Genomic DNA, 26106 nt, shown 5'->3' with positions numbered 1-26106 from the left:
AAGAGATGACCTCACTTTATCGATATGCCAGTGATGACAGAAATGAATTGATGTAATTCAGATAATAACTAAAAAGAATTGCAAGCTTGGACTGCTAGCCGTCACACGCGATGCTGTTTTCTATATTGCAAAGGAGTGGTGCCATTGGTGCGTTTGAACTGGCGAATAAAAGAATCGGCAGAAGCGTAGCAAAGCATGTCAGCAATAGTGCGGATTGGATATTCGCTGTTGGTGAGCAGTTTCTTGCTCTCGGTGTCGCGAACTGAATTCACGATATCTCGGTAGGTGAGGGTATTTTTGTTCAACAAGTTCTGTAACGTTCTCGGGTGGATGCCGAGCATTTTGCTGACCAAGGTTTTGCTGATATCGCCGAGAGGAAGCAATAGCAGAATAGAGTTGGTGGTGATTTCCAATAGCGTGTTGTGATGTTGAAGACCATGAGAGACTTTGCGTCGCATTTGATTGGTGATGGTCATCTCCAAATCGGGCTTTTCTGCGAGTAGGGCTTTGGGGAACTCAAAGCCATCGAACTGACTACCCAATATCACTTTGCATCCAAAGAAACGTTCAAGACGTTCTATCTGTATTTGCAGCTGTGCTCCTGATTCACCTTGGTAGCGCGCTTTAAAATGGACTTGATGCAACTTCAACCGTTCGCCCAATACCATCTTGAACGTTGTAATAATGCCTCCGATGGAAAGCAAAGCGTGTTGGCTTGTATCGACATTGGGTTCGAATAAGAACTGGGTAAAGTGGCGAGCAATGTCTTCACGAATATCAAGTTGATGGCGAGAAGCGCGCTGTTGATAGCTGTATAGACCAAACAAAACCGGATAGATGTTTGCGAGAGATTCCTGACTGGCAATCAGCAACATAGCGATGTCCAAAGACTGGTAGTCAATCAAGGTACTGAGCTCTAGGGCGAACAGCGGGTCTTTAGTCTCTTTGGCGGCCAAGTTCAGCAGTTCTGCAAATTGCTGATGGCTAAGTTCTTGGTTTTCATCGTGTAAGGTTGAGATTTGAATATTGAGCTTTGAGGTTAAGGTTTGAGGCTTCACACCATATCGTCTGCACAATCTAGGAAAAGCAGAGAGGTATAACGCACTCAATCGATATTCGTTTTTCACTCAAATATTCTCAAAATGTCAATTTTCAGTCTTGGCTTGTTTTTATACTGCGCCACATTGAGTTGGTCAAGAAATGACTGATTTCAACTTCATCCTCCCGATACCGCCTGAAACGACGAGTAGAGAATAGACATGAAAAAAGTAACGAAAACCCTTATCTCTGGTTTGATATTTGCCGCTTTAACCAGTGGTGCATACGCAGACAACAACATCAAGATTGAGAACATGCACACCCGCTCTGGTGATTTTGCTTTTGAAACCAGTGTGCTCAATGGCATTCCAACAGAGGAAAGCTCAAAGAAACTGTTTAATCTGATGGATTTTCAGCGCGCGACACAAGCTTACATTTGGTCTATTCCGCTGACGTCTAACTACGCGTGGAAGGCGGCGTATGAAAAAATGGGCTCAGAAGATGGCCAAATCACTTATGTGGCATCCCATCAATCTAAATTGGGTGGCTTAACTTACAACACCTCAACACCCTACGCGATTACATGGTTTAACGTAGAGAAAGAGCCCGTTGTGGTGAACATCCCGACCGATGAACTGCGTGGTGCGGTGCATACCATGTGGCAGATTGGCATTGCACAAATGACCAAACCAGGCACGTACGTGATAAAAGCTAAGGGCTGCGAAACACCGAAGAACCTACCAAAAGATGCGGTGGTACTTGAATCGGATACTAACTATGTCTTCTTTGGTGTGCGCTTAATGGCGAAAACCGAGAAACAACGCATGACGGACTTGGAGTCGATGTCTATCACGCATCTGGATGGCAAACCCCTTAGCGATCGAGGTGTTAACTTCCCGAAAAAAGGTCTCGATGCGAAACACCCACGTGGTATGGAGTTTTGGCAAGTGCTCAACGAAGCCATTCAAACAGAACCTGTTGCAGAGCGCGATCGCATGATGCATGACATGTTGCGTCCATTGGGTATTGAGAAGGGTAAACCGTTCGAACCAAATGCTGAGCAAGTGAAGATCATGAAAGAAGCGGTAGTGCTTGGTGAGGCCATGACTAAGAATATCGACTTCAACAAAACGGGTCGTTTACATCAATCAGAATATGGGCCTGAAGGGAACCGTTGGGAAGTTGCAACAGCATCAACACCAAACCAAGATCGCGCTTATGGCATGGATCTCGATGGTCGCGCGGCATGGTTTTATGAAGCGGTAACGAACGACATTGCGATGCATGGTTTTGAAAATGGTGGCTGGGGTCAGATATACCTTGATAACTATCGTGACGGCGAAGGCTATGGCCTAAATGGTAGCAATCACTACACGCTAACTTTAGATGGCGATGTGAACTACGCCGATTTGTTCTGGACCATTACGGTGTACAACGTGGAAAACCGCGCCATCATCGACAATGATATTCAACGTGCCGATGTGGGCTCAAACGTTCCGGGCACAGTTAAAGACGCAGACGGTAACTACACGTTCCACTTCTCACCAACCAAGCCAGAAGGTGTGAATGAAGCAAACTGGGTACAAACTCGACCAGATGAAAACTGGTTTGTGTACTTCCGTGCTTACTCACCAAGCAAGGCGTTTGTTGAGCAGAAGCCAGAAACGATTCTGCCAAACTTTAAACACGTGAAGTAAGCCCAAAAGCCACCATGATAAAACTGTCGTGGTGGCTTTTTAAAGACTCGTTGCGTTTGATGTTGTGCTGCTAATTTGAATTAGTAATCAAATGACAAACTGAAATCCCAGTAGTTTCGGCTTGAATCATTGAGGTCAAATCGATGAGATAGATACGGTTTTACTCCCCAAAGATTCAACGTAAAGCCGAGATTAATATAGCTGTCGGCATCAGTTGTATTTCTGTTGGTGCAAATCGGTCTGGAACATGGCAATTCATCAAGATTGAGCTGCGCTTTTCCGTAAAGATTACTGTCGTGTCCGTACGAGGCAGACAGCTCTAATACATCATTCACAGGGTAAAGCACACCAACCAACTTGTTCAGATTGAACGATTCATCACGAATGTCCCAACCCTCTCCCTCAAATCGGCTATCGATGTATTGAACATCGAAATTGGTGAACACTATCGCGTCACCTAATTGCGCGGCTGAAAACAACCCTGTGGTGTAAACGCCCGTTTTATCTGTGTTTCCACCAACAGAAGCGCTTACTTCATTGTAAATTTGGTCGAAGAGAAGGAAAGAGTAACCAAGCCCAATGTCACCAAATTTGTCGCTGTCTACCGAACCAAATAGGCGCCACTTATCGTTCAAGTTATAAGAACCATTTAGAGTGAAAACATAGTCGTTCGAATAGTCTCCAAGAAAATCACTCTTACTGACAGAGACATCGAACGTTTCGACAAGCAAGGTTCCCCAATCTAGCTGGGATTCTTCCGGTGATTCTAGTTCTTGGAGTTTAGTATGTACATGCTCAGGTTCGGTACTTGCGTTGGTTTGGAGTGGCAGAAGTAGCAAAGAAACGATAAAGGTTGTAAATGGAAATCTCACGAGCGGCTCTCTTTAATGGGCTTCCATGCTGTGAATACGGGACAGAATTAAGATAAAAAAGCCCCCAAGGGAAGGGGGCTTGAATTACCGACTGACGTTATTTTCTAGTATTTACAAATTGACGGATTTTCTTGCGTTGCTCCGCAGACAAAGCATTAAAGCGATCTTTAACGTTTTGAATATCGAAGTCTGAAGCACTCACCTTCGCTGCGATTTGGTAAGCATCAAACTCATTGTTTCCAGTTGGCTTGAATACTGGCTTGCCATTTTCAAGTGGAATACGAACTTCTTCGCCTGTGCTGTGCTTGATTACTAATTCAAAGCCAGCGGTTGTTTCTTCGATAGTACCTGTCGCAACCCAAACATTAGTGTCTTTTTCTGTGATGACGAGTGTTTGGTCATTCCAAGCGTAGTCATATTCCATGTTTGGATTACCCACTTCACCCTCGATTGGGTTAGATGGTTTGCCCGGTTTGATAACAGGTTTGCCGTTCTCTAGTGGGATACGAACCACTTCGCCTGTGCTGTGTTTGATTACTAATTCAAAGCCAGCGGTTGTTTCTTCGATTGTTCCTGTTGCTACCCAAACATCAGTGCCTTTCTCAGTGATAACTAGAGTTTTGTCGTGCCATGCGTAGTTGTATTCCATGTTTGGATTAGCAACTTCGCCTTCAATCGGGTTAGATGGTGTACCCGGTTTGATAACAGGCTTGCCGTTCTCTAGCGGGATGCGAACCACTTCGCCCGTGCTGTGTTTGATTACTAATTCAAAGCCAGCGGTTGTTTCTTCGATTGTACCAGTCGCTACCCAAACATCAGTGCCTTTCTCTGTGATGACAAGAGTTTGGTCGTGCCATGCGTAGTTGTATTCCATGTTCGGATTACCAACTTCGCCTTCGATTGGGTTAGATGGCGTGCCCGGTTTGATAACAGGCTTGCCGTTCTCTAGCGGGATACGAACTACTTCACCCGTGCTGTGTTTGATAACCAGCTCGACGCCAGAGTTGGTTTTCTCGATCGTACCTGTTGCTACCCAAACGTCGGTGCCTTTCTCAGTAATGACAAGAGTTTGGTCGTGCCATGCGTAGTCGTATTCCATGTTCGGATTACCAACTTCACCTTCAATCGGGTTAGATGGTGTGCCCGGCTTGATAACAGGCTTGCCGTTCTCTAGCGGGATACGAACCACTTCGCCTGTGCTGTGTTTGATAACAAGTTCGACGCCAGTATTCGTCTTCTCAAGCGTACCTGTTGCTACCCAAACATCAGTGCCTTTCTCTGTGATGATTAGCGTTTGGTCATTCCATGTATAGTCGTATTCCATGTTTGGATTACCAACTTCGCCTTCGATTGGGTTAGATGGTGTGCCCGGTTTGATCACTGGTTTGCCGTTCTCTAGCGGGATGCGAACCACTTCACCTGTGCTGTGTTTGATAACAAGCTCGACGCCAGTATTCGTCTTCTCAAGCGTACCTGTTGCTACCCAAACATCGGTGTCTTTCTCAGTGATAACGAGAGTTTGGTCGTGCCATGCGTAGTTGTATTCCATGTTCGGGTTACCAACTTCGCCTTCAATTGGGTTTGATGGCGTGCCCGGCTTGATTACAGGCTTGCCGTTTTCTAGCGGGATACGAACCACTTCGCCCGTGCTGTGTTTGATAACAAGCTCGACGCCAGTATTCGTCTTCTCGAGCGTACCTGTCGCTACCCAAACATCAGTGCCTTTCTCAGTGATGACAAGAGTTTGGTCGTGCCATACGTAATCGTATTCCATATTCGGGTTAACAATCTCTGTCTCGATTGGGTTATTTGGCGTCACTGAGATTGGCTTCATTGGTGAAGCAGGATCGGAACTTGAACCACCCGTGCTGATACTGCCTACCGCACCAACAAGAAGGCCGCCAGCAATCGCGCCTGCGCTGTCCCAACTGCTTTCATCGGTAGCGTCTTCCGTTGCAAACTCACTCAATTCCATTTGTTGATTACGTGCATTCAAGCTAGCGACATACATCGCCTGTGAAGTGGAAAGTTGTTGATCAATTAAGATTGAGGTTTGACGATTAGCTTCACGAGTGTCGACTTGCACAGCGTAAGCATTAACAGAAAGAGAACTAAAAACGATGGTAGCTAGAAGTGATTTTCTCATTGGTGATTTCTCATAATCGCTTGGAAGAAAGGCAGAGCGATGCATGCCCGACCGATGAGAAAATCTTACTTTTAATACATCTGGACGAATATTGAGCAGAAGGAAAATGGGTATTAACTAAGAGTTAATAGGGTTGTGTGCCTGAGGTAATTGATTCAATAAGTTAGAAATAATTGCCATTAGCCATTGCTGAACAGGGTCGAATCGATCCTTGTTGGGGTAATAGACATGAATCCGCTTAAGCAGTTTGTCCAACTGATCTTTCTTGATATCCAAAGCGGTGAGATTGGGATAACGCTCAATGTGGAAAAAGGCGGTATAGGGAAACAGCAGGTCTGTCTCTGCCAATATTTCCAGAATAGGGGATGGTAATTCGGAGCGAAACGCAATCTTTGGCGGAACATCAGGATAGTATTCTCGAAGCACTTTAATCGCGTATGGTTCATCGATGTTCCAATCCGTGACGAGCAAAAGCGCCAGAGGGTAAGAAATGGTGTCGGCCAACGAAATGGTTTTTGCTGCCAGAGGATGGTCTTTGCGAACGTAAATGCCCAACAAGTCTTGCCCCACCACTTCGCTAAGAATGTCTTTGCGTGAGAAAGGTAACTCGTAGTTAATGCCGACTTTACAGGTTCCATTGGCAAGATCATCGAGTGAGTTATTGTTCCAGCAAGGCAAGTGAAGTTCCACGTTGGGCGCTTGTCGGCTAATCTCACTGAAAAGGTCTTTGCCTAAAGCTTGCAATAATATCGGGGAAATCGCGACGGTGATTTTACCTTCAAGCTCCGTAGGATCGAATTGGTTGAGGGAGTTCAGCTTTTTCGAGAGCTTATCGAACGTTGGCTCAATGACACCGTAAAGTTCTGTAGCAAAGTGAGTCGGAGATAACCCCGTTGGCACTTTGACAAACAGAGGATCATCGAAATGGTTTCTCAACTTAGTTAAGGACTTACTGAGTGCGGGCGCGGTGACGAACAATCGATTGGACGCTTTTTGAAGATTTTGCTCCTGATAGATCACCAAAAAAGTTCTCAGAAGATTTAAGTCTAAGTTGGAGTATAAATCTTTCAATATTCACGCCCTTTGTTGTTGATGTCGCTTACTTCAATATCCTTAATTTAGTACTGAGAGTCAAAGCTGCAACAAAAGGTAGGACCTTTGGCTCGCGAGTTGATGGCTTGAATCGATTGGCTGAACACATCAATTAGATTTCGTAATCAAACACGATGATGTCTTCAAGTAGTGGTCTAAATACCTCTTTCAATGCATCGTGTTCTGGATGAGGTAGGTAGTTCTGACGACCCGCTTCATCGGCAAACGTCATCATCACGGCGTGTGTGTAGTCTTTGTTCTTTCCTTCTGGGCTGTTGTTTAAGCCCCATTCAACGTCGGTTACACCTTCCACTTTCGTTGGCATGGCTTCGAATAGCGCTCGAAGTTGTTGGATTTTGTCGCTGGTGGCAGAAGCTTTAAATTTGATGAGTAGAATGTGTCTGATCATGATTTTGTGCTGTTGTTATATTTTGTTGTGTTTGAAGAACAACACTATAACGGGCATCCACTCTAAAGTTAGCTCTTAGCTTCACAAAATAGGGAAACAAAAACACGAGCACTTTGGCTCGCGTTTTAGTTGTTCTAGCTAGGTCGTTAGATGGGAACTGTTAACCTTCGACGCGTTTCACCAAGTAGAAATGCTTTTTACCGCGTTGAAGCAACCAGTACTGATCGAACAACGGGAAGTTCAAACTTGGGTTTTGTGCATCCACTTTCTCTCCGTTCACACTGATGGCGTTGTTGCCAATCAGCTCACGAGCAATGCGCTTTGAGTTGGCTAAGCCCGATTCAACCAGAAGCTCGACCAAGTCTTGCTCAGCACTTTGCATGCTTGGCAAGCCATCGAGTTCTAACTGTTTTAACTCGCTCAAACTTAGCTGCTGCACATTGCCGATAAATAGCGCTTGAGTGATTCGCTCTGCACTTGCTAAGCCTTCTTCACCGTGGACAAAGCGCGTCATTTGCTCTGCTAAGATACGCTGTGCTTGCGGTTTGCCTTTGCTTTCCTTGTCTTGTGCTTCAATCGCGGCAATCTTATCGCAACTCAAGAAGGTGTAGTAGCGCAGGAAGTGGTAAACATCGGCATCTTCTGCGGATAACCAGAATTGGTAGAAAGCGTAAGGCGAGGTCTTACTTGGATCCAACCACACTGCACCACCTTCGGTTTTACCAAACTTAGTGCCATCGGATTTGGTGATCAAAGGTAAGGTTAGGCCAAACACTTGCTCACCATTTTGACGGCGAGTAAGGTCAATACCACTAACAATGTTGCCCCATTGGTCATTACCACCGATTTGAAGACGGCAGCCGTACTGACGGTTTAATTCTGCGAAGTCGTAAGATTGCAACAGTGCGTAACTGAACTCGGTGAATGAGATACCTTGATCTGGACGTTGTAAGCGTTGTTTAACGGACTCTCGGCTGATCATGGTATTCACGGAGAAATGCTTACCTACATCACGGAAGAAGTCGATAACGTTAATCTGCTTCACCCAATCCGCATTGTTTACCATGATCATTGGCTTGCTGACTTGGTTATTCATCAACTGTTGAATTTGGTTCGACAGATCTTGCACCCAGCCCATCACAGTATCTTCTGAGTTTAAGCTTCGCTCTGTGGCTTTAAAGCTCGGGTCGCCGATCATACCCGTTGCACCACCAATCAGGGCGATGGCTTGGTGTCCTGCATCTTGAAAACGTTTGAGCATAATCAGTGGCACAAGGTGACCGATGTGTAAGCTACCTGCGGTTGGATCGAAACCACAGTACAAGGTTTGTGGCTCAGATAGCAGTTGTTGAACTTGGTCTAAATCGCTCGCTTGGGCAATCAAACCGCGAGCTTGTAAATCTTCTATCAGTGTCATCGTCTTATCTTTATCTGGTTTGGTTGTATTCAGATTAAAAGGCTATGCGGAATCGAGATATATCCCTAAAGGGACAGTTTGTTATCTTGATTGAGTGATCAGGTGGTTGAGAAACAACTGAAAGAACTCACTTAACGATGCGACATTCAACTGCGCGTAGATGCGTTTACGGTGGTTCTTGACTGTGCCTTCTGCAACATCTAGCTGCGTTGCAATCTCTTTGCTGTCATAACCTTGCGCGATCAATGCCGCGATTTCTTGTTCTCGATTAGTGAGGACGCTTTGGCCAAACGATGCCAGTGAGGATTCAATCGCGGCACGCATTTGTCCTGAATAAACGTTAGGGCTGAACACTGGCTCGGCGAGTGTAAACTCAGTCTGTTTCCAGTGCTGTTGACACAAAGACTGAATAATCGCGAAGTAAGATTTGAGCTTGGTGACTTGAGGCTTGGTGAAGCGTTTATCGTCTTGCATAAAACCGAAGTAGAGCATCACCCAACGTGTCGGCTCGATTTCGATCAGCATGCTGAGTTCATCTTTCCAGCCGGTTTGATGGTAAAACTGCTCACAGTAGGCTTGGTAATCGAGATCGTTACGGGCGACGTCTTTGCCTACCACATCTTTGAGCGTAAAGATGCCTTGCTCTTTGTTGGCGTTAAGGTTCTGGTAAAACGGGTCGTTTTGAAAAGAGGTGGTGAGATAACGCTGAAACAGAAGCTCGCGTTCATTTTCAATCGAATCATACAGATAGATAGGGTGTTTACCTTCGCGGTAGCCGAGGATCACCGCGCAATCAAAACTCAATAACGAAGCAATAACGCGCATCAGTTTAGGCGTAAAGCTTGGTGAATTTAGGGCAGAAATTGTTTCTGCAAGTTGAGTGTTGAATGCGTCGTTAGGCATGGGAATTCGAGCGTGCGATAAAGGTTGAGATAAGCATAACGCAATGGGCTGGCATTCCAAAGTTATCTGCTATTTTGTTGTTCATGCGACGTTGTGGGTTTAGAAACGTGCTGCATGAGACTCCTAGTCTCGCTTCGGCTCGCTGGAGTGACGGTATAAGGATTGTTGTGTGCTTCATAAGCACACTAGGTTCATGTTCTCATCGAAATATGCTGGAATGCCAGTGATGGGGAGAGTGTTTAGATAAACAAAAAGGGAGCCCTGTGCTCCCCTTAAATAAATCGATGCGTTCTTGAGATTACTGCGAATCGGTCAGCTCTTTGTTGACCCAGTATTTCGAGCCAGAAACGTTCGCATCAACCAACAAGCCTGTGGTGTTTAACTGATATACCGCTACGCCGCTGTTGAACTGTGCTGTCATTTCTTCGCCGTCCTCACCAGCAACTAAAGAGGCTTCGCTCGATGCTTCCCAGCCTTCTTCAACAAAGGTGTTGAAGTCTTTTTCTTTCTCAAACAGCACGACTTGTTGGTAGAACTTACCGCCAACACCAAGGGCAACGCCAGCACCAAACATGTTCATGTAAGTGCGCTTGTCTGTCGATTTGTTGACTGCAACACCAGAACCGGAGTTTGTGTGGAACAACAACGACAGTTTACGTGAATCAAACACCGCATAACCGTAAGCTTTATCGTAAAGATCTTTCGCTTCTGGCTTCTCATTAAACAGTTTGAGCAGGGTGCTATCCGCCATCAAGTCAATCGCTTGGCGAGCTTCTTCCGGTGTATCACCTTCCATCAGCTCATCAATTTTCTTGTCGGCTTCGTCTATCCACTCTTTACTGGTTTCAATACTTGCATCCGTCCATTCACCAGCGGTGTTGATCGCATCTTCTGACCAATTAGTGAAATCTTCCCATGCTTGTTTTGAGAATTCTTTGGTGCTGTCCCATGTCTCTTTGGCCGTATCGGAAACAGCATCCCCTAAGTCTGAAAGGCTGTTAGAAATGTCGTCCCAGTCGGCATAAGCTGGAGAAGCGAGCAAGGTTAAGGCAGTGATAAGGGCAAGAGGCTTTTTCATAGGTCCATTCTTTTATGAAATCAGATTCTTTCATTCTAGGTGAAAAATCTCAGAGGGAAAATTAGCACGCCGTTTAGGTTGGGATTGTTGTCACGAACTTACATCGCTTTGACATGCTGGGTAAAGAAAAAGCCCTCAAACTCAGGAGCTTGAGGGCTTAGTATTACAAGTTAGGAAGGCTCGTTTTACTTGCTCACTTTACCTAGTTTCAACCAAGTATCGATAACCGTATCTGGGTTGAGTGAAACAGAGCTAATGCCTTGTTCCATTAACCATTCCGCTAGGTCATCATGGTCGGATGGACCTTGGCCACAGATACCGACGTATTTGCCTGCTTTGGTTGCCGCATCGATGGCCATTTGCAGCATGGCTTTCACTGCTGGGTTACGTTCATCGAATAGGTGGGCAACATCGCCAGAGTCACGGTCAAGACCAAGCGTAAGCTGAGTCATGTCGTTTGAACCGATAGAGAAACCATCGAAGTACTTCAAGAACTCTTCAGCAAGTACTGCGTTTGACGGTAGCTCACACATCATGATGACTTTCAAACCTTGGTCGCCACGACGTAGGTCGAACTTAGCCAGTAGGTCGATAACCGAAGCTGCTTCACTCGGTGTACGAACGAATGGGATCATAATTTCAACGTTCTTCAGACCCATCTCGTTACGAACGCGTTTGATTGCTTGAGTTTCTAGCTCGAAGCAGTCTTCAAACACTGGAGAAATGTAACGAGATGCACCACGGAAGCCCAGCATTGGGTTTTCTTCATGTGGTTCGTAACCTTTGCCGCCCACCAAGTTGCTGTACTCGTTCGATTTGAAATCAGACATACGAACGATCACGCGTTTTGGCCAGAATGCCGACGCGATAGTCGCGATGCCTTCGGTTAGCTTGCTAACGTAGAAATCGATTGGATCTTTGTAGCCACGAATACGTTCAGTGATTTCGGCTTTTAGCTCATCGCTTTGAGCATCGAAGTTCAGCAACGCTTTCGGGTGAATACCAATCATCTTGTTGATGATGAATTCAAGACGCGCAAGGCCCACACCTTCGTTTGGAATCTGAGCAAAGTCGAATGCACGATCTGGGTTGCCAACGTTCATCATCACTTTGGTTGGCAGCAGTGGGAGCTCATCGACCGCTGAGCGTTTGATTTCAAACTCCAGCTCGCCTTGGTAAACATATCCCGTTTCACCTTCTGCACAAGACACAGTCACGGTCTCGCCGTCCGTCAGTTTGCTGGTGGCATCACCACAACCAACGATAGCCGGAATACCAAGCTCACGTGCGATGATCGCTGCGTGACAAGTACGGCCGCCACGGTTGGTGACAATCGCAGACGCCTTCTTCATTACTGGTTCCCAGTCTGGGTCAGTCATGTCAGTAACTAGCACATCGCCTTCTTGTACCAATGACATTTGGTCTAGAGAGTCCACCAAACGCACTGGGCCTTTACCGATACGTTGACCAATTGCACGGCCTTCAACCAACACATCTGCTTTGTTGCTTAGCTCGTAACGCTCAATCACGTTTTGCTCGCTTTGAGAGCATACTGTCTCTGGGCGTGCCTGTACGATGTAAAGTTTGCCGTCGATGCCATCTTTTGCCCACTCAATATCCATAGGACGTTTGTAGTGCTTTTCGATGATCATCGCTTGTTTTGCTAGCTCTTTGATCTCTTCATCATTCAGAGAGAAGGCGTTGCGCTCTTCTACTGACGTATCGATGATCTCAACTTGCTTACCGATCTCTTGACGGTCTGAGTAGATCATTTTGATCTGCTTAGAGCCAAAGGTCTTCTTAACAATTGGGTGTTGACCCGCTTCTAGCATTGGCTTGTGAACGTAGAATTCATCAGGGTTAACTGCACCCTGAACCACCATTTCACCCAAGCCCCAAGAAGAGGTGATGAACACGACTTGGTCGAAGCCAGATTCCGTATCTAGGGTAAACATAACGCCAGAAGAGGCTTTGTCCGAGCGCACCATGCGTTGAATACCTGCCGACAGCGAAATGCCGCGGTGGTTAAAGCCTTGGTGTACACGATATGAAATTGCGCGGTCATTGAACAGAGAAGCGTAAACGTGCTTGGTCGCTTCTAGTACTGCATCAATGCCTTTTACGTTTAGGAACGTCTCTTGCTGACCTGCAAATGACGCATCCGGTAGATCCTCTGCAGTTGCAGAAGAGCGAACGGCAACAGAAATCTCAGGATGATTGTCTGTCAGTTCTTTGTAGTTATCACGGATGTCTTGTTCAAGATCCGTAGGGAACGGGGCTTCTAATACCCATTGACGAATGGTGGCACCTGTCTTACGCAGAGCTTCTACATCCTTAACGTCTAGTTCATCAAGTAGTTGGTGAATACGCTCATCCAAACCTTCGTGGTCAAGGAATTGGTTAAACGCATACGAGGTTGTCGCAAAACCGTTTGGTACTGATACACCAACATTGGCTAGGTTAGAAACCATTTCGCCAAGTGAAGCATTTTTACCGCCGACCTTGTCGACATCATCCATGGATAGTCCATTGAACCAGAGGGTGTTCTTTTGCATGTCTTTCTCCAGAAACATTGCAGCTTTGTAGGGGATTAATACCAACCTCGAACAGCGGTGGTTCATCCTTGCAGGTCAATGTCATCGAAGACACAGTTTCGGGCTGACAACAGCCATTGCAGCTAAGGGGCGTTAACTACAACTTCCCAACTAGGGCTTAAACGAATTTTCCGACGCAAACATGTATCAACACTTTTCTTGGTTGATATGAAAGGCAAACGATTACGTGTTTACTTAAAAAAACTCCGAAGAATTTTCAAAGCTGTGGGGCACGCAATTGCAAGCCAAACTCATTTATTAATATTATGTAAACCATCCTACTCAAATGAATTTGAAAAAATAAACAAAAATGCAAATAAATAGCCAAAGTCGTGATGTATTCTATGTTTCTGATGGAACGGCCATAACATGTGAGACATTAGGCCATGTTGTTTTGGGGCAGTTTTCCTTCATTCCTAATGAAAAAACCTTCCCTTTTGTCGAAAGTGAAGACAAAGTTGCCGATGTCATCAAGGAAATCGAGATTTCCTACCAACGCGATGGGGTTAAGCCCTTGGTATTCTTCTCGATTGTTGTGCCAGAAATTCGTGAAATGTTACTCAAAGCGCCAGCTCACGGTTATGACGTGCTAGAGAGCATTGTGCAGAAGGTACAAGACGACATTCAGATGGAGCCACAGCCGAAAATGCAGCGTTCACGCAGCGTAAGCAAAGATTCGGATACCTATTTCGACCGTATCGCTGCGATTGAATACACGCTTGCTCACGATGATGGCATCACACTTAAAGGCTTAGATGAGGCCGATATTATCCTCCTTGGCGTGTCACGCAGTGGCAAAACACCGACCAGCCTATACATGGCGATGCAATTTGGCTTACGTGTGGTGAACTACCCGTTTATCGCCGAAGACGTCAAGATGATGCGTTTATTGCCGGAGTTTGAGATTCATCGCCACAAGTTATTTGGCTTAACCATCAATCCAGAGCGTTTGAATGAGATCCGCGAGAACCGATTGTCAGGCAGCGAATACGCGAGCACTGAACAATGTAAGTTGGAGCTTGATACGGTAGAAGCGCTGTTTAGACGGGAGGCAATCCCTTACATCAACACTTCGTCTTTGTCGGTGGAAGAGATCACCACGCGCATTCTCGAAAGAGCAGGAATGAAGCGTCGCTTGTTTGGCTAGGTTGCCCTTGTTTCGCTAAGTTGCTAGTGAAAAATAACAAAAGAGGAGGCATCCGAACCTCCTCTTTTGTTATTAGCGGTTAGCTTTCACTCATCGAAAAGCTTGTAAACTGTTCGATTAGTAATGTTGGAACATCTTCTGGATGTCTTGGTAATTTTTGGTCTGTGTTAGCGATAGCATCAACAAAATACGAGCTTTCTGAGGGTTCAACGTACCAGATGCCACGAAACCGTATTTATCGTCGTCAATCTCAGCATCTAGGGTAGTAGAGCCGGTAGGCGTGCGAGAGCTGCGAACAACCATGATGCCATCTTTACTTGCCTTTTCTAACTCATCAAATACGGTGTGATACAAGTTCCCATTGCCGACCCCCGCACTGACGATGCCTTCAAATTTCGCATCAACGAACGCTTTAACCGGTAAGCTCGACGCATTGGCGTAGTTATAAACGATTCCGACTTGTGGCAGCTTATCGAGCTTGGAAACATCGAAGGTTGTTTCAGTGGTGTGTTTGCGCTCTGGGCTGCGTTGGTACTTCGCATCGCTGTTGTGAATGTAACCGAGTGGACCAAAGTTCGGTGATTGGAAGGTGCTGACTGATGTTGTGTTGGTTTTCGTTACGTCACGCGCATCAAAAATGGTGTCGTTCATTGCGACTAGCACGCCTCGACCTTGAGAATCTTCATCCGTTGCGGTCACCACTGCGTTGTAGAGGTTAACTGGGCCGTCAGCACTCATTGCCGTAGAAGGGCGCATTGCACCTACGATCACAACAGGCTTGTCACTCTTCACCGTTAAATCTAGGAAGTAGGCGGTCTCTTCTAAGGTGTCGGTACCATGAGTAATCACAATGCCATCTACGTCGTCCTGAGCGAGCAGTTCATTCACACGCTTGGCTAACGTTAGCCAGACTTCATCGTTCATGTCCTGAGAGCCGATGCTGACCACCTGTTCACCGGAAATGTCGGCAATTTTGGTCATGCTAGGCACTGCGTTGATCAGTGAATCGACTCCAACCTTACCAGCGGTGTAGTTGGATTCAGTGGCGGATTGCCCTGCACCAGCGATAGTGCCGCCGGTTGCTAAGATCTTGATGTTAGGTAAATCAGCATTTGCAAAAGCCAATGAGCTCATGCATAAACCGAGTGTTATCGAACTGAGGCGGAGAAACTTTTTGGTCATAGGAATCACCTGTTTTGGGTTAGATGTTGGGGGAAGCGTTATCTATCCTAAAAACAGTGCGGTAGATTTTTTGAGCACAACTTCACCAATTTACAGATGAAAATCGTGATCAACCAATCAGTTAAAGAACATTAAATCAACCATTTAACTTAGTTTATGTGCTTCATTAACAAGTGAGATCTTTCAGCAGTCTGTTTAACAATTGGTTAATTGCTATTCATGCATTTGTAATTAACGACTGAATTTGACGATGTATTGAGGGAGAAAGCTTTGGCTGAGCACCGCTTGCTCAGCCAAAAATTGGGTTGATTAATCTTAGCTAAGCGCAGGCGCGAGAGTTTGAAGATCGGCTGGTTGGTGCAATGCCAAATAGTCTAGAAACTCAGGCTTTGGAATAGGTTTTGAAAAGTAGAAGCCCTGTATGTTGTAGAAGCCGAGGTCATGTAGAGCCCACAATTGCGCCTCCTCTTCGACACCTTCCACAATGACAGACATATTCAGTGTCTGGGAAAGAGTGTGTATCGCCTCGAGTAAAGGTTGCGTTGTTTTTCCGTTACCTAAACTGGTTACGAAGACGCGATCAATCTTGATGATGTCGAATGGGTATTGCCCAATAAAATCCAGACCAGAATAGCCCGTACCAAAATCATCAACGGCAATACGAATGCCTAGTGAGGCCAGTCGGTCCAAGTGTTGACGCAATATTGAAAACTCATCTTTGTTAAAAATCGCTTCTTCGGTAATTTCAAATACCAAACGTTCACTAATGAAATAACTGAACATCAAGCGAGACTCGACTTCTTTAATGAAGTCATCTCTGAGAATCAAAGAGCGACTGACGTTAACGCTAATGTAGCGATCATGAAAGGCTTTCTTATTTGTTGAGATCATCTTGATCGCTTTATCCAACACTAGATAAGTGATCTGATCGATCATCCCAACTTTCTCGGCAAGAGGGATAAAGATACCAGGAGAAATGAACCCTTGAACCGGGTCGTTCCAGCGCACTAAAGACTCGCCACCGATGACACTGCCATCACGTTGGTCAACGATAGGCTGATAATGCACACTCAAGTTGCGCCCTTTGATAGCTTGAGCCAGAGAGAACTCCAAACTGTTTCGGGCCACCTTTTTTGAATTAAAAAATAGATGGACGACTAGAGCACAGGCCATTCCTAGCAGTCCAATCCATAACTTGCTTGCTAAGAATTGCCAATAGAATGCATAACTAATTGTCGAGTAGACCGTGAAAGGGAGGATTTCTGAAGTGATTTGTTCGCTGCGCAGTGCGTTGCCATTAGTCAGATCAACAGCGGTTCGATTAATAATATCGACTCGATACTTCATGTCACCGAAGCTAAAAATATCCTTCACCAGCATTTCCAGTACTTGTTTTGGAAATACCACACTGATGCCTCGCCCTTTATCCGAACTGAAAAATAGGATCAATGCTTGGTTATTGGTCAACGCTCGCTGCGTGTAAGACAGCGTGGCGTGTACATCGCTATCACCCAAGCGTTTTAGTATTGTCGAGTAAATCCGAAATGACGGATGACGTTCGCTACTGGTGCACTGTACCTTGCCATTTTGATCAAATGTAGCGATGTCTTTTGCCATCCCTAAACCAAAGATGTTGGTGCGTAAGTCGTGGATCAGTTCGTTACACGGTTTGAGATAAAACTCATCATCGAGTAAATGAACTAACTGTTGAACATTGCTGTGAAACTCAGATTCAATTGCCTCTACTGCCTGTTGTGTGAGCTTTTTATGATATTGATGGGCAAAAGGGATAAATGCCACCATAGTGATCGAAAAAGAGAGTAGGCCGACAACACACAGTGTGAGGTTGTTACTCCACTTTTTAGATGGATTGGAGAAGAATCGATTTGCCACAGATATAAGTACAGCAGGTAAGTAATGACATAAAACTATAATAAGCATGTCAATTTTAGGAATTGTTCAATGTAAAGTGTGATGTGAGTCTTATAAAATTTACGCAAGTTACTATTTTTTAATAAAAATTAAGATTCTCTTTCTCATAAGTTTGGTAAATGCCCCTTTCGGTAATATTTGTTATGTAATGGTTTGCAGTTCAATTTTTCTTCGTAGTTTTGTCTGAAAAAAGTTGTTCAAAGTGTCGTTGAAACACGCATTTTCCATCGTTTACTCTGACATTTTCTTAACGAAGTGTTTCAAAACTTGGTTTAGTTTATCTACAGCAAACGATTTCGTTGTACGTCTGCAATTAACAAGAGGTTAGGGATATGATTGCCAAGGTTTTCTCTGTAGAAGTGACTTGTCCAAGTTGTGGTGAGCTTCATACTAAAAAGTCTAGGGACTGGTTTATCGATAAAAGTACGCCGTTTTTAGCGGGGGAAGGATATGACTTTTACTGCGCTTGTGGGCAAGAAGTTGAGTTCTCCTTGTTGTCTCAGCAACATGGCTCTGTGGTGAGGCCGATGGAAGAATTAGCGTTCTGACGCTCGTTAAAACATAGAACAGTACTTGTTTTAACAAAGTGTAAAGTGCATAAAAAAAGCGGCTTTACCCCGGAAAAGATAAAAGCCGCTTGCCAATAGACGTACTACTTACGTCTTAGCGCATAATCATTTGTTCACGACCAGGACCAACCGATACCATTTTCACTGGTACACCCATTAGTTCTTCAATACGTAGAACGTATTTTTGTGCCGCAACTGGTAGCTCTTCGAATTTACGACAACCAGTAATGTCTTCGCTCCAGCTTTCCATCTTCTCGTAGATTGGCGCTAGTGCCGCCGTTTGAGGCCAAATTGGGTTTTCGCTGTGCTCGCCCTCGTAGCCAACACAGATTTTTAGATCTTTAAGACCAGTCAGACAGTCTACTTTGGTCAGTGCGATTTCAGTCGCTGCTTGAAGCTCAACGCCGTTCTTAGTCGCTACTGCATCAAAGTAACCCATGTCACGTGGGCGACCTGTTGTTGCGCCGAATTCACCCGCAAGTTCACGGAATGCATCTTGCTCTTCCATTGCCGTGATTAGCGTACCAGTACCTACCGATGAGCTGAACGCTTTTGCTACTGCAATAACGCGCTCTGGACGCAGAGCAGGAAGACCACTACCGATACCTGCGTACATAGACACAACGTTTGAAGATGTTGTCCATGGGTACTCACCGTAAACAAGGTCACGGCCCGCACCTAGCTGTGCTTCGAACAGTAGAGTTTGGTCTTTTGCTTGCAGCTCTTTTAGCGGCAGCGTTACGTTGCAGATAGCATCACGCCAAGGTGCAGACACTTCTAGCAACCAGTTCGCCATTTCTTCAGCGGTTTGCTCGAATTCGAACGTTGGGTAAAGTGCACGTAGTTGTGGAAGTTTCCAGTCCATCCAGAACTTGATGCGTTCTACTAGAACTTCTGGTTGTTTCAACCAACCAACTAGGATGCCTTTTTTCATCACACGGTCGCCGTATGCAGGTGCAATACCTTGACGAGTTGAACCGTATGCTTTGTCGCCTAAGCGTTGTTCTTCTAGCGTATCTTCTAGTGCGTGTAGAGGTAGACACAGTGTTGCGCGATCAGAGATGCACATGTTCACTTTAACACCCGCTTCCGCGACTTCCGCAATCTCCTCAGACAGCGACGCAGGGCTGATAACCATACCCGGACCTAAAACTGCCAAACAGTCAGGGTTGAAAACGCCACTTGGTAGCTGGTGCAGCTTGAACGTACCTAGGTCGTTAACTACGGTATGACCCGCGTTGTTACCACCTTGGAAACGAATGCTTGCAGAAGCTTGCTCTGCCAAAAAGTCAACGATGCGGCCTTTGCCTTCATCACCCCAGTTTGCACCCACAACAACGATAGACGACATAATTCATTCTCCAAAAACAGACCGGAAAATCTTAGGATGCTCGCATGAATAAGAGAAATTAATTATACTCATTAACTTGATAAGAAAGTCATATCGGGTAATTTTCTATGTTGGATTTGAACTGGTTACGTACCTTTGTCACCTTGGCAGAAGTGAAACATTTCGGAAAAACAGCGATTGAACTGCACATGACGCAGCCAAATGTCAGCCTTCACATCAAGCAACTAGAACAAGCCACTCGTACCAAGTTGATTGAACGCAACCCAGTACAGCTGACTCAGGCCGGTAAGCGATTATTAGACACTGCCGAGCACATGTTGAATGAGCTGCAAATCTGCCAATCCGATCTCAATGCCATTAATGACTTAACGCAAGGAACGCTCTCGATTGCGGCGAGTGATATTGTCTCGCGCCTGTTACTTATCAAACCATTCCAGCAGTTCAAAAACGAATATCCCGGTATCGACTTAGCGCTGTTCAACACCACTTCATCGCAAGCGGTGGATTTGGTAAAAAGTGCTCGTGCTGACATCGGTTTTGTTATTGCGCAGAAAGAGAGTCAACCACTGCACTTTACGTCGCTGACCCAGATTCATTGGTGTGCTTTTGGCGATAACATTTTCGATTGGCGAGATAATAGCGAAGAGAACCAAACACTTATCTTGCTCGGTCATGATACCCGAACGCGTGAGCTGATTGACGCGTCTCTGCCAGAGCTAAACCTGCCAAAACATAGAGTCATGGAAGTGGGCAGTGTAGAGGCACAAATTGATTGGGCAGAAGCCGGATTCGGAACCGCAATTGTGCCGGACTTCTCACTCGATCCAAGATTGAAACTCTCACGAAAAGTGACGCCGTTACCCAGCTTCCCCAACACCGATTTTGGCTATATTGTTCGCCAAAACCAAGTGCTGTCTAAAGCCGCAAAACAACTCCTAAAATGGGTAGCTGAGAATGTGTCTGTAGTGGGGTAATCCCTAATAAAGCTCTTCGAAAGTAAGCGCATTTAGGTCGCAAACACTATAGATTTCATTGGTGACTGGTTCCGTTTGTGTTGTCGGATAAGTGAAGACTTTGAGTGGGGCGTCCAATTTACAGGTCAAGCTTTCAAGAGAAATGAACAGAAGGGGAGAAGGGTGAAATGAGTGTACCTTTGATTGCCATATCGTCACTTCATCACCTTGAAACTCGGTACTCAGATCCAGCTTCACTCGAATATCTTGCAAAGAATGTTGTTGGTGTTTGGAATCTAATAGTACAGCTTCAAAAACAAAGTGTCCTTCGGCATCAGATTGCGTCAAGTCGGATACAACACCGTTGAAAACAATCGTTCTTTCTATGTTGATGCCCTCGACGGGCTTGCCATTTAAACGCAGATAGCCAGATATATAAGGGCTTAAGACACCTTTCATTTCTCATGTCACCTCTCGCTGAAATATAAAAGGTGTCAGAATCTTTAAAGTCTATTGAGTGAGCAAGCATAAACCTCGTATTTTCGACCAAAATCACCACGCTTTGAAAACGATTAGGTTTTCTCGATGAAAAAATGAGGCGAGCTGTTTATCATAGGTGACGAAATTAACCATGCCACTATTGTGATGACTGACAACATTATCTCCATCCCTCTACCATCTTTGATTCACCGAATTGGTGGCGATCACGCTAAGCGAGCTAAAGCAATAGCGGCTGAGAAGAAGTGCGAAATGAAGCGCATACGACGCTCGCGTAATTGGCAAATTGCTGGTGAGGCTTTGGATTTGAAAGCATTTCTCGATCATATCAAAGCAGAAGAGTCTGAGCCGATGCGATTTGTGATAAACAAAATGGAAGTTGGCCTGGCTAAGCACAGCGATAAGCTTGAACCTTTGGAAGCCAAGCTGATTCGATTGGTCTTGGAGAACCCAAACATTACCTTGGCGGAGCTAATGTCGGAAACCAACTGTACCATCGCCCAAGCTCGAACGGCACGTTTCGACGCAGAGATGCTATAAGCCTGAAAGTTTCTTCTCTTATTCCCTGTCTATACTGGTAAGCGATTGATTATCAAACATCGGATAACGTAGAGAGGGAAGGTTATGAAGCTGATATTGAAACTGTTGAGTGTGTTCTTCATTTGGGGGAGTTTGACGCTTCCAGCTTTCGCTCTTGATCCTGTTTATAGCGACTTTCTCGGTAAAGCGATTCGTGGTTACGACCCTGTCGCCTACTTCACTCAATCAAAACCAGTCAAAGGTGACAGCGATTTCACTTATCGTTGGAATGATGCCAAATGGTACTTTTCATCGGCTGAAAATCGAGATGCATTCGTGAAAAATCCGGAGAAATTTGCACCGCAATATGGCGGCTATTGTGCTTGGGCAGTGAGCAAAGGCTACACCGCCAAGATAGATCCTAATGCGTGGAATATTCACGATGGAAAGCTCTACCTAAACTACAGCCAATCCGTTCAAGCCTCTTGGCAACAGGACATTCCGGGTAACATTGCGAGCGGGGATAAAAACTGGCCGAAGTTACTTGCAGAATAACGAAGTCCGATAAGATAAAAGGTCGCGATTACAGCGACCTTTTTTGATTGTGGATTTCACAAAGTGGAGCATTACCACATCAAATCGTCTGGTACGACGAAATCTGCGTACGGGTCATCTTCTGCCGGGATATCCGCTTCTGGTTCTTTCTGTTCGATGATCACTGATTCATCGCGTTGAGCAATCTTGTTTGCTACACCACGTGGGATGACAACGTAGCTTTCACCAACAATCGCGATGGCCAAGATGCCTTTGATCAGCTGTTCGCGAATCTCTGACTCAACGTACAAAGATTTCACTAAAGTGCCGTGTGTGAAGTTGTACTTGATGTCGCCATCTTTCAAATCAACCTTGTTCATTTCAATCAGTTGGTTGATTTGTGCTTTGATTTCTTTGTTCAAGCGTTCTGCGTTTTGTTGCTCGCTCAATTGCTTGTCACGCTCTAACTGCTGACGTTTGTTCTCTTCAACTGCCGCTTTTACTTCGCGAGCTTGAACGCGTGATTTTTTAGAGCCTTTTTTCGCTTTCTTCAGTTTTTTCTCGTTAACCAAGCCTGCTTTTAGCATCTGCTCTTGAAGGGTAAGTTTTGCCATGATCTATCCAGTTAGTGCGCAATTTTGTGCATTTTAACCAGTCATCCGCCGCAAAGAAAGAGGGTTAAACATATGGCGGGATATGACTCGGCGCTTTGTTGAGCAAAAAAACGAAAAATAAATCGAGAAAGTGTGCGTCTTATTGCAACTTCCAGCGTCTTAAGTACATTAGGCGAAAAATTTTGAAGCAAAACCATGAGTACCTCAGACAAACAAATCATCCCGCAACAAGTGATTGAAGAAGCTTGTGAGTGGGCAATCATGCACGGTGTGGCATTTCGTCAAGCAGATAACACCGCAAGACACTGTCCTTTTAGCTTTGCGCCAATGACGATAGAGCGTGATGTGTTCGCACATTTGAAGAGAGTGACGCCGTTAATCGCCAAGCTGATCAGTCATGTGTCTGAAGATTATGAATTCCTGCAAACCTCCTTAGCCGAGCTAGGCAAAGCCGATACTTTCTTTGAGCGTTTATTGGAGCTGCATAAAGAGGTTCACCATGAAGCTGCGCGCCAACCGTTGTTGTTAATGCGAACCGACTTTATGGATGATCGTCAACACGGTGCGAAAGTGATCGAGTTCAATGGCATCGCGGCTGGGATGGCGCCGTTTGGTCAGCGTGCCACAGAGCTGCATCAATTTTTGAGCTCTCAGTGGGGCAGCGTTTACCAACAATGGTTAGAAGATAAAACGGCAACGCCAGCCGATAACCAAGGCATGCAGCAACTTGCGCTTGGTATTGCCACTGCCGCGAGAAAAGTCAAAGCGCATTTTAATGAAGAGGGCGCACCGACGTTTTTGATGGTGGTGCAGAAAAACGAAGACAATGTGTATGACCAACACTTACTCGAAGTGGAATTGCAGAAGCTTGGCGTTCGCACAGTAAGACGTACCTTTGAGCAGTTAAGTTCACAGTTATCGAGCGGTGACGAACAACGCCTCTTGCTAGATAATATCGGCGGTCTTGATGTTGTGTACTTACGTGCGGGCTATCAATATATGGACTACTTCTCACCGGAGCTGAATGAACCAATCTGTTGCCACACCTTGAGCCAGACTCGTTTGTTCATGGAAAAGCACTACGTAGCGATGAATGCGACCATTAGTCAACAGTTAGCGACCAGTAAATCAATGCAAATGCTGTTAACTATGATGCCGGCAAGTGAGTATCAGCGCTGGGGACTCAATCTTGAAGAAGCCGAGTTGGTCAAAAGCGTATTGGCAGAGATGAAGCCAATTAACACTGACACGATTAAATGGTTTGCTGCTTCTGGTAACAAAGACGCATGGGTATTGAAAAACCAAGGCGAGGGCGGTGGTCACTGTATCTTTGGTGAAGATATAGCGAAACAACTGAGTCGACTGCCACAAGAGCAATACAGTGCTTGGGCTTTGATGCAGCGTTTGTATCCGCATGAAAGAGAAATACCGACGATTGCAGTGCGTGATGCAAAGCAGAGCGTGGTGACGGACCTTGTGAGTGAAATTGGTTTATTCACGGCGCACTATCAAGGTGAACCTGTAACGCAATTGGATGGTTACGCGGGCTATTTGATTCGCAGTAAACCAGCCAGTGAAAACGAAGGTGGCATCCACAGCGGCAAAGGCATCTTAGATTCTTTAGTGCTGGTGGATTGATGTATCACATAACTGGATGAGTTGACACAAACCTTATAAAACTGTGTTGATACGCTTCTCCCCATGGCTACAATGCAATCCAACAATTGAGGCATAACCATTCCAATAGGTAAGGAGTACCGAGAGTGGAATACTTAAGTTTGGTAGATAAGCGCGTCACCGATATTTTAGTTTTGGAAAACGGTGAAGCGATGACGCATTTACCTCCTTCTAAGTTATTACTCGATCACGAGGTTGAGCTTGGGTACAACAATGAGTTTCGAGCTAGAGAAAGTGTTGTTGAACGTTTGATAGAGGCTGCAGAATATCTACCAGAAGGTGTGTTCTTAAGTATTAAAGAAACGTTTCGTCCAGCTGTGTTTCAGCGTTTTATCTTCAACCGTCGGTTAATAAAGCTATTTTGCCTAGAAGAAAATGTACATCAATCCTCTGATTCAATTAGAGAGCTAGCAGCACAGTATATTGCTCCACCGGAAGTTGCCGGTCACCCTACAGGTGGCGCTGTGGATGTTTCTTTGGTCGATGCATTTGGCAAAGAGCTAGATTTAGGCTGTGCTTACGATGATGACCCCGTTGTTTCCGAGGGGAAATGTTATTCATTCTGCAAAGAAATCTCAGCAGAAGTAACTCGTAATCGTGCTCTTTTATTCGGCTGCATGGAAAAAGCGGGATTCGTTAACTACCCGTTTGAATGGTGGCATTGGTCTTATGGTGATAAGTACTGGGCAGCAGTAAAAGAAATGCCCCATGCGCTATATTCACCAATAGATTAGTTGTTACAAGATGCGAGCTGAAAATACTCGCACCTTGATTCCTCTCACTCTCAACCAAGTGCCGGATAATCCGTATAGCCTTGTTCATGACCACCAAAGAGTGTGGAGCCATCCAGTTCTGCCAGAGGTTGTTGGTGCTGTAAGCGTGCCACCAAGTCTGGGTTAGAAACAAACGGGCGTCCAAACGCGACTAAATCCGCATACCCTTTCTCAAGTACCTCGTCAGCACGCTCTTGGGTGTAACTGCCAGCGACGATAATCGTGTTGGTGAAGTATTCGCGCAGTTCGATGCGGAAGCTTTCTGGAATCACTGGTGCGTCGTCCCAATCCGCTTCAGATAGGTGCAAGTACGCAATATCACGAGCTTGAAGTTGTTTCGATGCATCAAGGATGGTTGGCACAATGTCTGGGCAGTTCATGTCCTTGAAAGTGATGAATGGCGCGAGTCGTACTCCCACTTTGTTGGCACCAATGGCTTCGCTCACCGCATCGCCCCCCTCTAACAGAAAGCGAAGTCGGTTTTCGCGAGTTCCGCCGTAGTTATCAGTTCTGTGGTTTGAATTGGTACGTAGGAACTGGTCAATCAGGTAACCATTACCGCCGTGGATTTCGACACCATCGAAGCCTGCTTCAATCGCACGTTTCGCGGCATGGGCGAAATCACTCACTACACGGTCAATATCGGCTTGAGTCATCGCTCGTGGCTCTACACAGTCGACCATATTGCCATTGCCTTGTTCGTCGGCAATCCACACTTGGGTTTCTACCGGTTTTAGTACTGATGGGGCAATAGGCTGTTCGCCTTTTTGGAATGTAGGGTGTGATACGCGGCCAACATGCCATAACTGACAAAACATCGCTGCGCCTTGCTCTTTTGCTGCTTGAGTGACGGTTTTCCAGCCAGCCACTTGTTCATCAGTGTAGACGCCTGGTGTGAACGAGTAACCTTGCGAATCGTCTGAAATCTGGGTGGCTTCAGAGATGATTAAGCCTGCGCTAGCGCGCTGCTTGTAGTAAGTCGCCATCATTTGGTTTGGAATATTTCCCGGTTGGCTGGTGCGCGCTCGGGTCATTGGTGCCATGACTACACGGTTTTGTAGATCCAGTTGTTTTAGCTGTGCTGGTTCAAATAGCTTGCTCATGATCGACT

General features: G+C 45.6%; 23 protein-coding genes. 8 read left to right on the top strand and 15 right to left on the bottom strand.

Annotated elements, in window-relative coordinates:
* Positions 1-101: 101 nt before the first annotated feature.
* A complete protein-coding gene (locus ATB78_RS01055; RefSeq protein WP_240537351.1) occupies positions 102-1058 on the bottom strand; it encodes an AraC family transcriptional regulator in 957 nt (318 codons plus the stop codon).
* Positions 1059-1259: 201 nt separating this feature from the next.
* Here ATB78_RS01055 and ATB78_RS01050 point away from each other — a divergent pair, with 201 nt between their 5' ends.
* Complete coding sequence (locus tag ATB78_RS01050; RefSeq protein WP_061007565.1) at positions 1260-2735, top strand: DUF1214 domain-containing protein; 1476 nt, start codon at positions 1260-1262, stop codon at positions 2733-2735.
* Between the two features lie 80 nt (positions 2736-2815).
* Here ATB78_RS01050 and ATB78_RS01045 read toward each other — a convergent pair whose 3' ends face one another.
* The 8 genes from ATB78_RS01045 to ppsA all read right to left on the bottom strand — a co-directional run bounded on the left by ATB78_RS01045 (position 2816) and on the right by ppsA (position 13207).
* A complete protein-coding gene (locus ATB78_RS01045; RefSeq protein WP_061007564.1) occupies positions 2816-3607 on the bottom strand; it encodes a hypothetical protein in 792 nt (263 codons plus the stop codon).
* A gap of 97 nt (positions 3608-3704) precedes the next feature.
* On the bottom strand, positions 3705-5753 hold the full coding sequence (locus tag ATB78_RS01040; protein ID WP_061007563.1) for a hypothetical protein: 2049 nt from the start codon (positions 5751-5753) through the stop codon (positions 3705-3707).
* Positions 5754-5870: 117 nt separating this feature from the next.
* Positions 5871-6824, bottom strand: coding sequence for a LysR family transcriptional regulator (locus ATB78_RS01035; RefSeq protein WP_081096546.1), 954 nt, complete (start codon positions 6822-6824; stop codon positions 5871-5873).
* A 133-nt stretch (positions 6825-6957) separates the two neighbouring features.
* A complete protein-coding gene (locus ATB78_RS01030) occupies positions 6958-7254 on the bottom strand; it encodes a Dabb family protein (RefSeq protein WP_061007561.1) in 297 nt (98 codons plus the stop codon).
* A 160-nt stretch (positions 7255-7414) separates the two neighbouring features.
* A complete protein-coding gene (tyrS, locus tag ATB78_RS01025) occupies positions 7415-8671 on the bottom strand; it encodes a tyrosine--tRNA ligase (RefSeq protein WP_061007560.1) in 1257 nt (418 codons plus the stop codon).
* An 81-nt stretch (positions 8672-8752) separates the two neighbouring features.
* Positions 8753-9574, bottom strand: coding sequence for a LuxR family transcriptional regulator (locus ATB78_RS01020; protein WP_061007559.1), 822 nt, complete (start codon positions 9572-9574; stop codon positions 8753-8755).
* A gap of 298 nt (positions 9575-9872) precedes the next feature.
* On the bottom strand, positions 9873-10652 hold the full coding sequence (locus tag ATB78_RS01015) for a hypothetical protein (RefSeq protein WP_061007558.1): 780 nt from the start codon (positions 10650-10652) through the stop codon (positions 9873-9875).
* 185 nt (positions 10653-10837) lie between these two features.
* Positions 10838-13207, bottom strand: coding sequence for a phosphoenolpyruvate synthase (gene ppsA, locus ATB78_RS01010; RefSeq protein WP_061007557.1), 2370 nt, complete (start codon positions 13205-13207; stop codon positions 10838-10840).
* 349 nt (positions 13208-13556) lie between these two features.
* Between ppsA and ATB78_RS01005 the strand changes: the two genes are divergently transcribed.
* Entirely contained in the window at positions 13557-14393 is an 837-nt protein-coding gene (locus tag ATB78_RS01005; RefSeq protein ID WP_045374514.1) for a pyruvate, water dikinase regulatory protein, read from the top strand.
* Between the two features lie 117 nt (positions 14394-14510).
* On the opposite strand, the gene ansB is transcribed toward ATB78_RS01005, so the two are convergent.
* A complete protein-coding gene (gene ansB, locus ATB78_RS01000) occupies positions 14511-15575 on the bottom strand; it encodes an L-asparaginase 2 (protein ID WP_061007556.1) in 1065 nt (354 codons plus the stop codon).
* A 315-nt stretch (positions 15576-15890) separates the two neighbouring features.
* Positions 15891-17378 (bottom strand): EAL domain-containing protein, encoded by a 1488-nt coding sequence (locus ATB78_RS00995; RefSeq protein WP_050911020.1) that lies wholly within the window; start codon positions 17376-17378, stop codon positions 15891-15893.
* Between the two features lie 461 nt (positions 17379-17839).
* Between ATB78_RS00995 and ATB78_RS00990 the strand changes: the two genes are divergently transcribed.
* Complete coding sequence (locus ATB78_RS00990; RefSeq protein ID WP_061007555.1) at positions 17840-18055, top strand: hypothetical protein; 216 nt, start codon at positions 17840-17842, stop codon at positions 18053-18055.
* A 115-nt stretch (positions 18056-18170) separates the two neighbouring features.
* Here the strand turns inward: ATB78_RS00990 and ATB78_RS00985 are convergent, their stop codons facing one another.
* Complete coding sequence (locus tag ATB78_RS00985; RefSeq protein WP_005439252.1) at positions 18171-19427, bottom strand: adenylosuccinate synthase; 1257 nt, start codon at positions 19425-19427, stop codon at positions 18171-18173.
* 107 nt (positions 19428-19534) lie between these two features.
* Between ATB78_RS00985 and ATB78_RS00980 the strand changes: the two genes are divergently transcribed.
* The gene (locus ATB78_RS00980; RefSeq protein ID WP_009706318.1) at positions 19535-20401 is read left to right on the top strand and encodes a LysR family transcriptional regulator; all 867 of its coding nucleotides are present in this window, start codon (positions 19535-19537) and stop codon (positions 20399-20401) included.
* Between the two features lie 3 nt (positions 20402-20404).
* Here the strand turns inward: ATB78_RS00980 and ATB78_RS00975 are convergent, their stop codons facing one another.
* The gene (locus tag ATB78_RS00975) at positions 20405-20839 is read right to left on the bottom strand and encodes a DUF6795 domain-containing protein (RefSeq protein ID WP_020194661.1); all 435 of its coding nucleotides are present in this window, start codon (positions 20837-20839) and stop codon (positions 20405-20407) included.
* 186 nt (positions 20840-21025) lie between these two features.
* On the opposite strand from ATB78_RS00975, the gene ATB78_RS00970 reads away from it, so the two are divergent.
* Complete coding sequence (locus ATB78_RS00970; protein WP_061007554.1) at positions 21026-21418, top strand: ribosome recycling factor family protein; 393 nt, start codon at positions 21026-21028, stop codon at positions 21416-21418.
* 84 nt (positions 21419-21502) lie between these two features.
* A complete protein-coding gene (locus tag ATB78_RS00965) occupies positions 21503-21952 on the top strand; it encodes a YHS domain-containing (seleno)protein (RefSeq protein WP_061007553.1) in 450 nt (149 codons plus the stop codon).
* Between the two features lie 71 nt (positions 21953-22023).
* Here the strand turns inward: ATB78_RS00965 and ATB78_RS00960 are convergent, their stop codons facing one another.
* Positions 22024-22545 (bottom strand): DUF2058 domain-containing protein, encoded by a 522-nt coding sequence (locus ATB78_RS00960; protein WP_005439241.1) that lies wholly within the window; start codon positions 22543-22545, stop codon positions 22024-22026.
* 195 nt (positions 22546-22740) lie between these two features.
* Between ATB78_RS00960 and ATB78_RS00955 the strand changes: the two genes are divergently transcribed.
* Positions 22741-24183, top strand: coding sequence for a glutathione synthase (locus ATB78_RS00955; protein WP_061007552.1), 1443 nt, complete (start codon positions 22741-22743; stop codon positions 24181-24183).
* A 125-nt stretch (positions 24184-24308) separates the two neighbouring features.
* Complete coding sequence (locus ATB78_RS00950; RefSeq protein WP_005439236.1) at positions 24309-24956, top strand: M15 family metallopeptidase; 648 nt, start codon at positions 24309-24311, stop codon at positions 24954-24956.
* 50 nt (positions 24957-25006) lie between these two features.
* On the opposite strand, the gene ATB78_RS00945 is transcribed toward ATB78_RS00950, so the two are convergent.
* Positions 25007-26098, bottom strand: coding sequence for an alkene reductase (locus tag ATB78_RS00945; RefSeq protein ID WP_061007551.1), 1092 nt, complete (start codon positions 26096-26098; stop codon positions 25007-25009).
* Between the last annotated feature and the right edge of the window lie 8 nt (positions 26099-26106).

It is taken from the genome of Vibrio sp. CUB2, assembly GCF_001557945.1.
GTDB classification, from domain to species: domain Bacteria; phylum Pseudomonadota; class Gammaproteobacteria; order Enterobacterales; family Vibrionaceae; genus Vibrio; species Vibrio owensii.
Note: the sequence above shows the minus strand (reverse complement) of the source record. Positions and strands in the feature narration are given on the sequence as shown.

What these genes read in the sequence shown, in the direction of transcription:
- ATB78_RS01050 (WP_061007565.1), top strand. Translation starts at nt 1,260, where the DNA reads ATGAAAAAAGTAACGAAAACCCTTATCTCTGGTTTGATATTTGCCGCT.
- tyrS (WP_061007560.1), bottom strand. Translation starts at nt 8,671, where the DNA reads ATGACACTGATAGAAGATTTACAAGCTCGCGGTTTGATTGCCCAAGCG.
- ATB78_RS00995 (WP_050911020.1), bottom strand. Translation starts at nt 17,378, where the DNA reads ATGGTGGCATTTATCCCTTTTGCCCATCAATATCATAAAAAGCTCACA.
- ansB (WP_061007556.1), bottom strand. Translation starts at nt 15,575, where the DNA reads ATGACCAAAAAGTTTCTCCGCCTCAGTTCGATAACACTCGGTTTATGC.
- ATB78_RS00975 (WP_020194661.1), bottom strand. Translation starts at nt 20,839, where the DNA reads ATGAAAGGTGTCTTAAGCCCTTATATATCTGGCTATCTGCGTTTAAAT.
- ATB78_RS00955 (WP_061007552.1), top strand. Translation starts at nt 22,741, where the DNA reads ATGAGTACCTCAGACAAACAAATCATCCCGCAACAAGTGATTGAAGAA.
- ATB78_RS01040 (WP_061007563.1), bottom strand. Translation starts at nt 5,753, where the DNA reads ATGAGAAAATCACTTCTAGCTACCATCGTTTTTAGTTCTCTTTCTGTT.
- ATB78_RS01015 (WP_061007558.1), bottom strand. Translation starts at nt 10,652, where the DNA reads ATGAAAAAGCCTCTTGCCCTTATCACTGCCTTAACCTTGCTCGCTTCT.
- ATB78_RS01020 (WP_061007559.1), bottom strand. Translation starts at nt 9,574, where the DNA reads ATGCCTAACGACGCATTCAACACTCAACTTGCAGAAACAATTTCTGCC.
- ATB78_RS00980 (WP_009706318.1), top strand. Translation starts at nt 19,535, where the DNA reads ATGTTGGATTTGAACTGGTTACGTACCTTTGTCACCTTGGCAGAAGTG.
- ppsA (WP_061007557.1), bottom strand. Translation starts at nt 13,207, where the DNA reads ATGCAAAAGAACACCCTCTGGTTCAATGGACTATCCATGGATGATGTC.
- ATB78_RS00945 (WP_061007551.1), bottom strand. Translation starts at nt 26,098, where the DNA reads ATGAGCAAGCTATTTGAACCAGCACAGCTAAAACAACTGGATCTACAA.
- ATB78_RS00990 (WP_061007555.1), top strand. Translation starts at nt 17,840, where the DNA reads ATGATTGCCAAGGTTTTCTCTGTAGAAGTGACTTGTCCAAGTTGTGGT.
- ATB78_RS01030 (WP_061007561.1), bottom strand. Translation starts at nt 7,254, where the DNA reads ATGATCAGACACATTCTACTCATCAAATTTAAAGCTTCTGCCACCAGC.
- ATB78_RS00985 (WP_005439252.1), bottom strand. Translation starts at nt 19,427, where the DNA reads ATGTCGTCTATCGTTGTTGTGGGTGCAAACTGGGGTGATGAAGGCAAA.
- ATB78_RS00965 (WP_061007553.1), top strand. Translation starts at nt 21,503, where the DNA reads ATGAAGCTGATATTGAAACTGTTGAGTGTGTTCTTCATTTGGGGGAGT.
- ATB78_RS00960 (WP_005439241.1), bottom strand. Translation starts at nt 22,545, where the DNA reads ATGGCAAAACTTACCCTTCAAGAGCAGATGCTAAAAGCAGGCTTGGTT.
- ATB78_RS00970 (WP_061007554.1), top strand. Translation starts at nt 21,026, where the DNA reads ATGACTGACAACATTATCTCCATCCCTCTACCATCTTTGATTCACCGA.
- ATB78_RS01005 (WP_045374514.1), top strand. Translation starts at nt 13,557, where the DNA reads ATGCAAATAAATAGCCAAAGTCGTGATGTATTCTATGTTTCTGATGGA.